This window comes from Bradyrhizobium sp. ORS 375, from assembly GCF_000239775.1.
Taxonomy (GTDB): Bacteria; Pseudomonadota; Alphaproteobacteria; order Rhizobiales; family Xanthobacteraceae; genus Bradyrhizobium.
Genome location: NZ_CAFI01000480.1, coordinates 1 through 11,922, shown reverse-complemented (window position 1 = coordinate 11,922; position 11,922 = coordinate 1). Strand labels below are relative to the sequence as shown.

Annotated in this window: 12 protein-coding genes and 1 tRNA gene; 5 read left to right on the top strand and 8 right to left on the bottom strand. The window is 65.8% G+C overall.

Annotated elements, in window-relative coordinates:
- Positions 1–51: 51 nt before the first annotated feature.
- Positions 52–127: transfer RNA gene (locus tag BRAO375_RS33210), tRNA-Trp, on the bottom strand.
- Positions 128–292: 165 nt separating this feature from the next.
- Here BRAO375_RS33210 and BRAO375_RS33205 point away from each other — a divergent pair.
- A complete protein-coding gene (locus BRAO375_RS33205) occupies positions 293–1,525 on the top strand; it encodes a serine hydrolase domain-containing protein (protein ID WP_009031822.1) in 1,233 nt (410 codons plus the stop codon).
- A 309-nt stretch (positions 1,526–1,834) separates the two neighbouring features.
- Here the strand turns inward: BRAO375_RS33205 and BRAO375_RS33200 are convergent, their stop codons facing one another.
- Both BRAO375_RS33200 and BRAO375_RS33195 read right to left on the bottom strand, forming a co-directional pair.
- Entirely contained in the window at positions 1,835–2,602 is a 768-nt protein-coding gene (locus tag BRAO375_RS33200; RefSeq protein WP_009031821.1) for an SDR family NAD(P)-dependent oxidoreductase, read from the bottom strand.
- Positions 2,603–2,850: 248 nt separating this feature from the next.
- A complete protein-coding gene (locus BRAO375_RS33195) occupies positions 2,851–3,558 on the bottom strand; it encodes a histidine phosphatase family protein (RefSeq protein ID WP_009031820.1) in 708 nt (235 codons plus the stop codon).
- 155 nt (positions 3,559–3,713) lie between these two features.
- Here BRAO375_RS33195 and BRAO375_RS33190 point away from each other — a divergent pair, with 155 nt between their 5' ends.
- Positions 3,714–4,499 carry an SDR family NAD(P)-dependent oxidoreductase gene (locus BRAO375_RS33190; RefSeq protein WP_009031819.1) on the top strand — a complete coding sequence of 262 codons (786 nt, stop codon included), beginning with the start codon at positions 3,714–3,716 and terminating at the stop codon, positions 4,497–4,499.
- A 798-nt stretch (positions 4,500–5,297) separates the two neighbouring features.
- On the opposite strand, the gene BRAO375_RS37800 is transcribed toward BRAO375_RS33190, so the two are convergent.
- Complete coding sequence (locus BRAO375_RS37800) at positions 5,298–5,483, bottom strand: hypothetical protein (protein WP_139031529.1); 186 nt, start codon at positions 5,481–5,483, stop codon at positions 5,298–5,300.
- Between the two features lie 238 nt (positions 5,484–5,721).
- Between BRAO375_RS37800 and BRAO375_RS33185 the strand changes: the two genes are divergently transcribed.
- Positions 5,722–5,940 (top strand): hypothetical protein, encoded by a 219-nt coding sequence (locus BRAO375_RS33185; protein ID WP_349546116.1) that lies wholly within the window; start codon positions 5,722–5,724, stop codon positions 5,938–5,940.
- A gap of 154 nt (positions 5,941–6,094) precedes the next feature.
- Here the strand turns inward: BRAO375_RS33185 and BRAO375_RS33180 are convergent, their stop codons facing one another.
- Together BRAO375_RS33180 and BRAO375_RS33175 are read right to left on the bottom strand one after the other, a co-directional pair.
- Entirely contained in the window at positions 6,095–7,156 is a 1,062-nt protein-coding gene (locus BRAO375_RS33180) for a phosphotransferase family protein (RefSeq protein WP_009031818.1), read from the bottom strand.
- Positions 7,157–7,423: 267 nt separating this feature from the next.
- Positions 7,424–8,659, bottom strand: coding sequence for an acyl-CoA dehydrogenase family protein (locus BRAO375_RS33175; protein ID WP_009031817.1), 1,236 nt, complete (start codon positions 8,657–8,659; stop codon positions 7,424–7,426).
- 213 nt (positions 8,660–8,872) lie between these two features.
- On the opposite strand from BRAO375_RS33175, the gene BRAO375_RS33170 reads away from it, so the two are divergent.
- Together BRAO375_RS33170 and BRAO375_RS33165 are read left to right on the top strand one after the other, a co-directional pair.
- Complete coding sequence (locus tag BRAO375_RS33170) at positions 8,873–9,544, top strand: TetR/AcrR family transcriptional regulator (RefSeq protein WP_009031816.1); 672 nt, start codon at positions 8,873–8,875, stop codon at positions 9,542–9,544.
- A 15-nt stretch (positions 9,545–9,559) separates the two neighbouring features.
- Positions 9,560–9,805, top strand: a complete 246-nt coding sequence (locus BRAO375_RS33165) for a hypothetical protein (protein ID WP_009031815.1) — start codon at positions 9,560–9,562, stop codon at positions 9,803–9,805.
- Between the two features lie 178 nt (positions 9,806–9,983).
- On the opposite strand, the gene BRAO375_RS33160 is transcribed toward BRAO375_RS33165, so the two are convergent.
- Complete coding sequence (locus tag BRAO375_RS33160) at positions 9,984–11,210, bottom strand: CaiB/BaiF CoA transferase family protein (protein ID WP_009031814.1); 1,227 nt, start codon at positions 11,208–11,210, stop codon at positions 9,984–9,986.
- A gap of 296 nt (positions 11,211–11,506) precedes the next feature.
- Positions 11,507–11,922: methyl-accepting chemotaxis protein (locus BRAO375_RS33155; RefSeq protein WP_035643412.1), on the bottom strand; the 416-nt coding region annotated here is incomplete at its 5' end.

Here is an 11,922-nt window from a genome sequence, read left to right as displayed (position 1 = left end):
GCCCCGGGCAAACTGTCTTCGTCGATTTTGGTCTTAAGTGCTTGATCTCGCTGGCAGGAGTGGAGAGGCTCGAACTCCCAACCCCCGGTTTTGGAGACCGGTGCTCTACCAATTGAGCTACACTCCTAGCGAGCCGGGACTGCGTCGCCGGTTCGGGCGCTTTCAAGCATAGACCTCCCCTCCAATGCAAGGGTGCATTGGGGCAAATCGACTGGTCAGACCACAACTTCCGCGCCAGACTTGATGCAAACCGACAACATTGCCCAAAACAATACTGCCCAAGGGAGAGCCCATGACCCCGTCCCCCGCCCCCAGCATGCCGCTGTCTGCGCTGCGCTCCCTGAGCCCGCCGCTGCCGGATGACCGGCCCGAGGCGCTTGGACTGTCTGCCGCGCGGTTGCAGCGGGCCTCGGACGCGTTCAAGCGCGAGGCCGACAAGGGCACGATCCCAGGCGCCACCCTGCTGGTCGGCCGGCGCGGCCGGATCGGCTGGTTCGACGCGATCGGCCGGCAGGCGCCGGACGCCGACACGCCGATGCGCCCCGATTCGATCTTCCGCATCTTCTCGATGACCAAGCCGATCGTGTCGCTGGGGATCATGATGCTGGCGGAGGACGGCGATCTGCTGCTGTCCGACCCGGTCGCCAAGTTCATTCCGGAGTTCGGCGACCAGAAGGTCGGTGTCGACGTCAGCGGCAAGCTGGAGCTCGTGCCGGTCGCCCAGCCGATGACGGTGCAGGACCTGCTGCGCCACACCTCGGGTCTCGCTTACGAGCACACCGGCACCGGGCCGGTGCACCAGCTCTACCAGCAGTCCAGGGTGCGCAGCCGCAAGATCAGCAATGCCGAGCACGCTTCGATCGTCGCCGGCCTGCCGCTGATCTGCCAGCCGGGTGCGGAGTTCAACTACAGCCGCTCGACGGACATCCTTGGGCGGATCATCGAGGTGGTCTCGGGTCAATCGCTTGGCGCGTTCCTGACCGAGCGGATCCTCAGACCGCTCGGCATGAACGAGACCGCCTTCTTCACCAGCGAGGCCAATGCCGGCCGGCTGGCCGAGCCCTTTGCCAAGGACCCGTGGACGGGCGAGGCCGTCAACCTGTTCAAGATGACCGAGCAGCCGGTGATGGAATCCGGCGGCGGCGGGCTGGTCGCGACCACAATGGATTACGCGCGCTTCTGCGCGATGCTGCTCAACAAGGGCAGCCTCGACGGCACCAGGCTGGTCGGCCGCAAGACGCTGGAGCTGATGGCCTCCGATCATCTCGGCCCCGAGGTGAAGACGGTCGGCACCCTGCTGTCGCCCGGTCACGGCTTCGGCCTCGGCTTCGCCGTCCGCCGCGACGCCGGCATCGCCCCCTTCCCGGGCTCGCCCGGCACCTTCTTCTGGAGCGGCATCGCCGGCACCTTCTTCTGGATCGACCCTAAGGAGGAGCTGTTCTGCGTGTTCATGGCCCAGGCCCCGGGGCAGCGGGACTACCTCCGCACGCTGGTGCGCGACGTGGTCTACGCGGCCGTGGAGTGAGGCAACTCGATCGTTTGCCCGGATGCGGCAACATCCACCGCCGTCATCCCGGCGAACGCCGGGATCCATACCCCGTGATCTGTCGAGGGATGTCACTGCCAGTTGCCTGCCTCACAACGGCCGGTGGTTATGGATCCCGGCGTTCGCCGGGACGACAGTGGTGAGTGTCTGTGGAGTGAGGGACGTATACTCTATCCGTCGTCATGCCCGGGCTTGACCCGGGCATCCACGTGCATCGACACCCGCCGCTCGACGTGGATGGCCGGGACAAGCCCGGCCATGACGGAGAGCGCAGAGACAGCGTCGACCTCAACTGATCGTCGCGCCGCCGTCGATCACCATGGTCTGGCCGGTCATGAAGTTGCCCGCGGCCGAGCCCAGGAACACCGCAGCCCCTGCGATCTCATCCGGGATGCCGATGCGCAGCAGCGGCGAGCGCGCGGTCGAGGCCTTCAGGTTGTCCGGATTGTCCCACAGCGCCTTGGCGAAGTCGGTCTTGATCAGGCCGGGCGCGATGCAGTTCACGCGCACATTGTGCGGGCCGTATTCGCAGGCGAGATTGCGCGCGAGCTGCATGTCGGCCGCCTTGGAGATCGCGTAGGCGCCGAGGATGGTCGAGCCCTTGAGGCCGCCGATCGACGAGACGATGACGATCGAGCCGTCCTTTCTTGCAATCATCTGCGGCACGACCATGCTGATCAGCCAGTTGTTGGCGACGATGTTGTTGTCGAGGATCTTTCGGAACTGATCGTCGGAGATGCCGGCCAGTGGTCCGTAATACGGGTTCGAGGCGGCGTTGCAGACGAGCACGTCGATCTGGCCATAGATGCGGTTGGCCTCGTCGACGAGGTTCTGCAGGTTCTCCTTGCTGGAGATATTGGCGGCGACCGCGGCCGCGGTGCCGGCGCCGAAGCGGTCATTGAGCTCCTTGGCGACGGCATCACAGACATCGGCCTTGCGCGAGGAGATCACCACCTTGGCGCCGTGCTCGGCCATGCGCTCGGCAATGGCGAGCCCGATGCCGCGCGTCGATCCGGTGATGACGGCCACCTTGCCGGTCATGTCGAACAGGGTCATGGAAAGTTCCTCCTTGAGTTGTTAGCTCGTTAATAGGTCTGAATCGCCGCCGGGCGGATGGAAGCCGTCCCACCTACTGCCGTCATGCTCCGCGCAGGCGGAGCATCCAGTACGCCGCGGCGGTCGTGGGACCCGAAAGGCCGGCGTGTACTGGATCGTCCGCCTTCGCGGACGATGACAGTTGAATGTGCGGGCGCACAGAGAGTCTCACTGCTCATATGCGACCTTCCGAACAACCGCGTGTCTCTTCACGCCAGCTTGCTCGTCTTGACCTCCGGCCCGGCCGGCTGATGCATCGCGCGGTGCGCGGCATCGGCCATCCAGGGCTGCTGATTGACCATCGGCAGGCGCCATGTGCTGATGTCGCCGGCCACGATGTGATCGAGCCGGGTGACCGAACAATTGTCGATGTCGAACGCCAGCCCCTTCTCGACCAGCCCGCCGAGCGCGAGGCCCACCGCCGCCTTGATGGTGCCGCCATGCCCTACCGCGATGACATCGCGGCCGGCTTCCGCCACCGTGATCCGCCCGATCGCGGCGGTCACGCGCGTGTACAGGTCCATGTAGCTCTCGCCGCCCGGTGCCGGCTCGTCGATCGCGGCGAACCAGTGGCTGCCGGCAGGACGGCTCGCCAGGAAGGCGGCGCGGTTCATGCCCTGCCATTGGCCGAGATGCTGCTCGGCAAAGGCGGCCTCCTTGACCATGTCAGCGGGGCGCGGGAAGCCGGCCTGCCAGATCGCCTCGGCCGTCTGATGCGTGCGCATCAGATTGCTCGCATACCACACCGCACTGCGCGGCAGGATCTTGGCGACCGCCTCGAACACCTCGCGATCGGAGGTGTCGCAGGCGATGTCCGACTGCCCATAGATGTTGCCGCCGTCGCTGCGCACCGGCGCGTGGCGCACCCACCACCAGCGCGTGGTGACCACAGAAGGTTTGCCGCCATTACTCGTCATCGCTCACCCTTCCCTCTGCCGGTCTCTCGCTGTACGTGAAGGCTCAGATGGTCTCAAGTCCGTCTCAAGCCGCCCGGCGATCCCGGCACGTTTGAAACGATGTTTGAATTCCGTTGCGCGGCACGCAACTGATCACAACGACAACAGGAGGAAACATGGGCCGCCTCGAAGGCAAATCCGTTATCATCACCGGCGCCGGCAGCGGCATCGGCCGCGCGGCATCCTTGATGTTCACGAAGGAAGGTGCGCGGCTGATCGCGGTCGATCGCAGCGAGGCCGTCAAGGAAACGGTCGACATGGTCAAGCAGCAGGGCGGCATCGCCGAAGCCGTGCTCGCCGATGCCGGATCCGAAGCCGATGTCTCCGGCTTCATCGATCGTGCGGTCGCGACCTACGGCAAGCTCGACGTCATCTGGGCCAATGCCGGCATCTCCGGCGGATTGAAACCGATCGCCGAGCAGACCGTCGAGCATTGGCAGGAGATCCTGCGCATCAACCTGATCGGCCCGTTCCTCGCGGTGAAATACGCCATGCCGCACATGGTCCGGCAGCAGCGCGGCGCCATCGTCTGCACGGCCTCCGTGGCCGGCCTGAAGTCGGGCGCGTCGGGCCATCCCTACGCCGCCAGCAAGGCCGGCGTCATCAGCCTGGTGCAGACCACCGCCTACTCGCTGTCCGGCACCGGCGTGCGCATCAATGCGGTCTGTCCCGGCCTGATCGAGACCGGCATGACCAAGCCGATCTTCGACGGCGCCAAGGAGCGCGGCACCGAGGGCAAGATCGGCCAGCTCAATCCCTTGAAGCGCGCCGGCCAGCCGCACGAGATCGCCGCCATGGCCCTGTTCCTCGCCAGCGACGAAGCCTCCTACGTCAACGGCCAGGCCTTCCCGGTCGACGGCGGCCTCACGGCCTCGATGCCGTATGCGGGCAAGCCGATTTAGCCGAGCTGCCGCCACACTCTCCGCTGTCGTCCCGGCGAACGCCGGGACCCAGACCCACCGATCGGAATGAGGCAGGCAACTGACAGCGACATCCCACGAGAGATCACGCGGTAAGGGTCCCCGCGTTCGCGGGGATGACACCTGTTGTTGCTGCGCGACTGCCGCTCTTGCAGCCCAGTTGCGCGCAACAAACTCCGCTGTCGTCCCCGCGAACGCGGGGACCCATACCCCCAGGGAGCGGTTTGAGGCAGGCTGACGATTGGCTTTTTGCCCAACACTTCTGCTGCGGCGTATGGATCCCGCCCCTGCGCACCGCCAGCGCGTTCGAGCTGTCGATGCTTGGCCGCAATGACGATATCCAAACATGCGCATTGATTCCCGCAACGCTATCGCGCCCGAGTGATCCCAAGAACTCACCGCCCCTCGCAATCGAAGGGCGCAGGGAAGGCCAGGCGTCGGCTGACGCCTGCGGCCCGCCTGCGAAAAAGAATGCAGGCGGCAGGTACCACAGGTGCAGCCGGACAACACCCGGCCTTCCCTGCGCGATGGTCTTCACGCTTATACGCAGTCTGCCTGGTGCGCCGGGCTTGTTGGCCACCATGATCCGCGCGGCGCGCAAGCGCCGTCGCGAACGTAGCACCAGCATCGGGGTGCCAGCACGCTGCGACTTCACGTCCGCGCCCTGCCGTTCGTCCGCATAGCCAGGCTACGCTGCGACAGGATCGCGGCCACCGCTCCCCGCCCCGCGTGTCGTGACGATCGCGCGCAACGCCCCTTCGGTGGGACGGGATGGCTGGATCAAATCATAAATTTCGGAAAAGCGAAAGAGAATTCTTTCAATTCGCCGAACTGGAAGTCGCGATCACCTTGATCGTACTGGCGAACTTTTTTCCTTGAGACAGCTAGATCGAGGGTGGCCAGACCTGGGCCGAAGCGAGCAATCGAGGTGGGCCCGCGGAATGATTCGCGCGCTTCTGACCTCATGCATCGACGCCGCAGCGGTCGGCGTCACGTCGCTGCAAATGGTGATCGGGTTCAAGCGAGAACTCGAGCGCCAGCGGGATTTTTCCGGCCCACATCTTCGAACCGCCGGCTCCGACGTGTCGTCGAACCTCGCAAGCGGACCATTCCGGCCTCGCCGAAACGAAGGATGGACACCATGTCGAAACTATCGAAGCTAGCTTTGCTCACCTGTATCAGCGCCCTGACAGTCGGCGCAGCCATGACGAGCGCAAGCGCACGCGAGGTTCAGTGGCCGGGCTGCGAGCTCGTCTCCTGGACGGCCTGCGGCACCGAGATGCAAGTTCAGCAGGCCATGCGCCGCCAGAGCCGCGACACCTCGCCGATCTATATGAAGCAGACCGACCCGCGCTACAGCAGCTCGATGACCACGGCCGGTGGCGGCGGTGGAGGTGGCGGCGGCGGTGGTGGCGGTCGTTGAGCACCTCCGCCGACGCGCGTTCGCTGCGCAGCCCGAATGTGCCGCTTGTCAGCCGAAGCCCGACGGGCGAAGGCGCAAGCGACATCCGGGGTGCTTCACCGACAGCAGCGTTGACCCCGGATGTCGCTTCGCTCATCCGGGCCACGAACTACGACTACCCCGTCGCCCCGGCCTTCTGCGCGTAGGCCCAGGCCTGCTTGGTCATCGGCACCATGCGCTTGACCGACTCGATCGCCTTGTCGTTGGCGGCGGTGCCGTCGCGGATGCGGCCGATGATGCCCTGGAGAATGCCGGCGAGGCGGAACAGATTGTAGGCGAAGTACCAGTTGAGATCCGGCAGCTCCGTGCCGGTCACGCCGCGATAGATCTCCGCGGCCTCTTCCATGGTCGGAATGTTCAGCGCCTTCAGATCCACGCCGGCAAGGCCCGGCATGATCCACTGCATCAGGAGATAGGTGAAGTCGGCCATGGGATCGCCCAGCGTCGACAGCTCCCAGTCGAGCACCGCGATCACGCGCGGCTCGGTCGCATGGAAGATCATGTTGTCGAGCCGGTAGTCGCCGTGCACGATCGAGACGCGCTGCTGCGTGGGCAGCGTGCGCGGCAGCCACTCGATCAGCTTCTCCATTTCCGGCAGATGCTCGGTTTCCGAGGCGCGGTATTGCTTGGTCCAGCGGTCGACCTGGCGGGCAAAATAGTTGCCGGGCTTGCCGAAGTCGGCGAGGCCGATCGCGGCGGGATCGTAGGTGTGCAGCTTCGCCAAGGTCTCGATCTTGCTGGTGAAGATCGCGCGGCGCTCGGTCGCGGCGACATGCGGCAGGGTCGGATCCCAGAACACCCGGCCCTCCTCCATCGACATGATGTAGAAGGCCGAGCCGATCACGCCGTCGTCGTTGCACAGCGCATAGGCGTGCGCGACCGGAAAGCCCTGCTTGCCGAGGGCGGCGATGACGCGGAATTCGCGGTCGACCGCATGTGCCGACGGCAGCAGCTTGCCGAACGGCTTTCGCCTGAGCACGTAGGAGCGCGACGGCGTGTTGAGCCGATAGGTCGGGTTGGACTGGCCGCCCTTGAACTGCAGCACGGTCAGCGGGCCGGCATAGCCCTCGACATGCTCGGCCATCCAGGCCGCGAGCCTGGCCTCGTCGAACCGATGCCGCTCCTCGACCGGCTTGGTGCCGGAGAATTCTTCGTCCTTCTTGACGCCGTCGGCCACGACGAGGCTCCCTTCTGGCTGGTTCGTCATTCCGGGGCAGCCCGACAGGGCTGAACCCGGAATCTCGATCTTGACGGACTCATCTCTGGATTCCGGGTTCGACGCTGCGCGACGCCCCGGAATGACAGGAGCGGTGAGCCCCGGCATTCGCATTCGTAGGGTGGGCAAAGCGCAGCGTGCCCACCGTGTGACCTCGAACTCGAAATGGTGGGCACGCACCCGACTGCGCGCACAGCCGGAGGCTTTGCCCACCCGACGAGTTTACACTTAGTGGCGCGGCTCGTTGGCGTATTTCTTCATCTCGAGCCGGGCGATGGCGCGGTTGTGCACCTCGTCGGGGCCGTCGGCCAGGCGCAGCGTGCGGATATTGGCGTAGTCCTTGGCGAGACCCGCATCATCGGACACGCCGGCGCCGCCGAACGCCTGGATGGCGTCGTCGATGATCTTCAGCGCCATGTTGGGGGCGGCGACCTTGATCATGGCGATCTCGCCCTGCGCGGTTTTGTTGCCGACCTTGTCCATCATGTCGGCGGCCTTGAGGCACAACAGCCGGCACATCTCGATGTTGGTGCGCGCCTCGCCGATGCGCTGCTCCCACACCGAATGCTCGATGATCTTCTTGCCGAACGCGGTGCGCGTCATCAGCCGGCGCACCATCTTCTCCAGCGACTCCTCGGCCTTGCCGATGGTGCGCATGCAGTGATGGATGCGGCCGGGGCCGAGACGGCCTTGCGCGATCTCGAAGCCGCGGCCCTCGCCGAGCAGGATGTTCTCCGCGGGCACGCGCACGTTCTCGAGCAGCACCTGGGCGTGGCCGTGCGGCGCGTCGTCGAAGCCGAACACCGGCAGCATCTTCTCGACCTTGATGCCGGGCGTGTCGAGCGGCACCAGGATCTGCGACTGCTGCTGATGCTTGGCGGCCGACGGATCGGTCTTGCCCATCAGGATCGCGATCTTGCAGCGGGGATCGCCGACACCCGACGACCACCATTTGCGGCCGTTGATGACGTAGTGATCACCGTCGCGCACGATGCGGGTCTCGATGTTGGTGGCGTCGGAGGAAGCCACCGCCGGCTCGGTCATCAGGAAGGCCGAGCGGATCTCGCCGTCCATCAGCGGGCGCAGCCATTTGCGCTTCTGTTCCTTGGTGCCGTAGCGGATGAACACCTCCATGTTGCCGGTGTCCGGCGCCGAGCAGTTGAACACCTCGGAGGCCCAGGCGATGCGGCCCATCTCCTCCGACAGCAGCGCGTATTCCAGGTTGGTGAGGCCGGCGCCGCGGAACTCGTCGTCCTCGTGCGGCGACGGCGGCATGAACATGTTCCAGAGGCCTTCGGCCTTCGCCTTGGCCTTGAGGTCTTCGAGGATCGGGATCACCTTCCAGCGGTCGCCCTCGGCGTCCTGCTGCTTGTAGATCGGCACCGCCGGGCGGACATGCTTGGTCATGAAGCTGCGCACGCGCTCCAGCCATTCCTGCTGCTTCGCCGACATCGTGAAGTCCATGGGACTCTCCTTGGGTGTTTCCTCGAACCTTGTTGGGCCGCAGTGTCGGTCCGCGGGCCGCGTCCGCGCAAGAGCGTTCTTGCGCGGCACGATTTCGCGGAGAGCGTCGCTGCAGCGCCGAAATGTCGCCCCACGGAAGCACCGCGATTGACATTCCGGCCGTCTCAAACAATAGTTTCATACAATTGTTTGAAACGCAACGGGGGAGCACGCATGGCGACCGACCAGACCCGGACTGCGATCCTCGTGGCGGCCGAGCGGCTCTACGCCGAGCGCGGCTTCTCCGACGTCACGCTGCGCGACATCGTGGCGGCGGCGAACGTCAATCTCGCCGCGGTGAACTATCATTTCGGCTCCAAGGACGAATTGATCGCCGAGCTGTTCGTGACGCGGTCGATCGCGCTCAACCGCGAGCGCTTGCGCGAATTACGCGAAGCCGAGGATGCCGGCGGCGGCCGCGCCGACATCAGCGCCATCCTGCGCGCTTTGGTCGGCCCGATCCTGCGCGGCTGCCTGGGGCCGGAAAACCAGCGTTCGCCAGTGGCGCAGTTCATGATCCGCGCCTCGATCGAATCGGTGCCACCGATCCGCCGCATCAAGACCAAGGAAATCGACCATCTGCGCAAATTCGCGGCGGCCATGCAGCGGGCGCTGCCGGACAGCTCCGAGGTCGACCTGTTCTGGGGCCTGAACTTCGCGCTGGCCATGGCGCACCACACGATCCGCGAGAGCGAGCGCCTGACCAAGCTGTCGGACGGCCGCTGCGACCTAGACGATGTCGAGGATGTGATCGACCGCGTCGTGCGCGCCGCTGTGCTCGGCTTGACCGCGCGGGCGCCGGCGGCAAAGTCAGCGCCGAAGGTCGCCGCGCGCGAGGCGCGCTAAAATGGAGCAAGCCCGATGACGCCGCGCCTGCGATTGATCATGGCCATCACCGCCACGGTGCTTGCGATGGTCTCGGCCAGCGAGCCGGTGTTCGCCCGCGGCGCCGCCGCCAACATCATGAACTCGCCCGGCTATCAACGCCGCCTGCAGGAATCGCGGCAGCAGCTCGGGGCGCCGCAGCCTGCGTCACACGTGGCAGAGCCGCGCTATCACGCGCCGCGATACAAGGCGAGGCGGCACCAGCGCCGCCACGCACACTAACAATGGGGTTCGACGCCCTCTCCCCGTCATTGCGAGCGCAGCGAAGCAATCCAGAGTTCCGCCCACCAGCCTGGATTGCTTCGCTGCGCTCGCAATGACGGTGGAGGGAGCGGACTGTTCTCGCTCGCATCGTCGTCCGCACCGCGAGAGCGGCGCGGACCGGAGGTGGCTATGTGCCCTACACCACCCCTTGCTGCTTCAACGCCGCAATCCTCTCTTCGTCATAGCCGAGCCCGGACAGCACGTCCTGCGTATGCTCGCCGAGCAGCGGCGGCGCGCGGTAGTCGGTGATCGGCGTCCCCGAGAAGGTCAGCGCGTTGCGGATCACCGACAGCTGCGGCTCGAATTTGTGATCGACCTTCACCTCCATGCCGCGCGAGCGGACGTGCGGATCGGCAAAGACGTGGGCGAAATCGTTCACCGGGCCGCAAGGGACGCCGGCCTTCTCCAGCTCCTCCAGCCAATGCGCGACCGAGTTCTTCAGGAACAGGCCGGCGAAGATCGCCATGATCTCCTTGCCGTTGACGACGCGCTCGTTGTTCTTGACGAATTTCGGGTTCGTAGCCAGCTCCGGTGCCCCCAACACCGCGCAGGTGCGCGCGAACTGCGCGTCGTTGCCGACCACCAGCATCAGCTCGCCGTCGGTGCAGCGGAACACACCGGCCGGCATGCCGCCATTGCCCCAGGTGCCGCGGCGCGGCGGCGACTTGCCGTTGATCAGGAAGATCTGCGCGTAATGCGACAGCGAGGCGATCACGGTGTCGAACAGGCAAACGTCGACATGCTGGCCGCCGCCGCCATTGACGTCGCGGTGATACAGAGCCGAGAGGATACCGATCGAGGTGTTCATGCCGGTCATGTAGTCGACGATCGACGGACCGACCTTCATCGGCCCTGCCCCCGGCTCGCCGTCCATGTGGCCGGTGACGCTCATCAGCCCGCCCATCGCCTGGAAGATCGCGTCATAGCCGGCACGCGGCGCATACGGCCCGGTCTGGCCGAAGCCGGTCACGGAGCAGTAGATCACGTCGGGATTGACCGCCTTGATGGCCTCGTAGTCGAGGCCGTAGCGCTTGAGGTCGCCGACCTTGTAGTTCTCCATGAACACGTCGCAGTCCTTCGCGAGCGCGCGGATGATCTCCTGCCCTTCCGGCGAGGCGATGTTGACCGTGACCGACTTCTTGTTGCGGTTGGCGCAGATGTAGAACGAATTGTTGTTGTTGGCCTTGCCCTCCGGGTCCTTCAGGTAGGGCGGGCCGAACGCGCGCGCGTCGTCGCCGGTGCCCGGCCGCTCGATCTTGATCACCTCGGCGCCGAGATCGGCCAGCATCTGAGCGGACAGCGGTCCGGCCAGCACGCGCGTGAGGTCGAGAATCTTGATGCCAGAAAGCGGCAGCGCCGACATGGAGTTCCTCCGGGAGCTTATTCCTTTTGGCGGACATGCCCCGGGAGGCGCCGCCAGTTACTCGCGGATACACCATTTCGCGGCCCCGAGCACTGCGCTCTCGGCATGCCGCAATGTCGTTGGGGACGCATGCCCGTCTGCCACCATGGAGGTCGTCATTCCGGGGCGTGCGCAGCACGAGCCCGGAATCCATCCGTCCGCATCACCTGCCGCCCGATGGATTCCGGGCTCGCGCTGCGCGCGCCCCGGAATGACACCGGCCGTGGCGCCGACAGTTATGGATAACTTCCAGAGCGCTACGCCGCGCGCAGCTGGCTCACGAACTGGTCGACATCGTGGCGGAGGTCGGCGGACAGCTTCGACAGGGTGCGGACGGAGTCGAGCACCCCGCCGGCGGCCTGGCCGGTGGCGGCGGTCGCTTCGGAGACGGTCGAGATGTTCTGCGACACCGCGTTGGTTCCCTCCGAGGCCTGCTGCACGTTGCGGGCGATCTCGCGGGTGGCCGCGCCCTGCTGCTCGACAGCAGCCGCGATCGCCGAGGCGATCTGGTTGACGCGCTGAATGGTCGAGGAGATCGCCTGGATGGCGTCGACCGAGGCCTTGGTGGCCGACTGGATGCCGGCGACCTGGGAGGTGATCTCCTCCGTCGCTTTCGCGGTCTGGTTGGCGAGCGTCTTGACCTCCGCGGCCACGACCGCAAAGCCCTTGCCGG

What these genes read in the sequence shown, in the direction of transcription:
- BRAO375_RS33205 (WP_009031822.1), top strand. Translation starts at nt 293, where the DNA reads ATGACCCCGTCCCCCGCCCCCAGCATGCCGCTGTCTGCGCTGCGCTCC.
- BRAO375_RS33200 (WP_009031821.1), bottom strand. Translation starts at nt 2,602, where the DNA reads ATGACCCTGTTCGACATGACCGGCAAGGTGGCCGTCATCACCGGATCG.
- BRAO375_RS33195 (WP_009031820.1), bottom strand. Translation starts at nt 3,558, where the DNA reads ATGACGAGTAATGGCGGCAAACCTTCTGTGGTCACCACGCGCTGGTGG.
- BRAO375_RS33190 (WP_009031819.1), top strand. Translation starts at nt 3,714, where the DNA reads ATGGGCCGCCTCGAAGGCAAATCCGTTATCATCACCGGCGCCGGCAGC.
- BRAO375_RS37800 (WP_139031529.1), bottom strand. Translation starts at nt 5,483, where the DNA reads ATGAGGTCAGAAGCGCGCGAATCATTCCGCGGGCCCACCTCGATTGCT.
- BRAO375_RS33185 (WP_349546116.1), top strand. Translation starts at nt 5,722, where the DNA reads ATGACGAGCGCAAGCGCACGCGAGGTTCAGTGGCCGGGCTGCGAGCTC.
- BRAO375_RS33175 (WP_009031817.1), bottom strand. Translation starts at nt 8,659, where the DNA reads ATGGACTTCACGATGTCGGCGAAGCAGCAGGAATGGCTGGAGCGCGTG.
- BRAO375_RS33170 (WP_009031816.1), top strand. Translation starts at nt 8,873, where the DNA reads ATGGCGACCGACCAGACCCGGACTGCGATCCTCGTGGCGGCCGAGCGG.
- BRAO375_RS33165 (WP_009031815.1), top strand. Translation starts at nt 9,560, where the DNA reads ATGACGCCGCGCCTGCGATTGATCATGGCCATCACCGCCACGGTGCTT.
- BRAO375_RS33160 (WP_009031814.1), bottom strand. Translation starts at nt 11,210, where the DNA reads ATGTCGGCGCTGCCGCTTTCTGGCATCAAGATTCTCGACCTCACGCGC.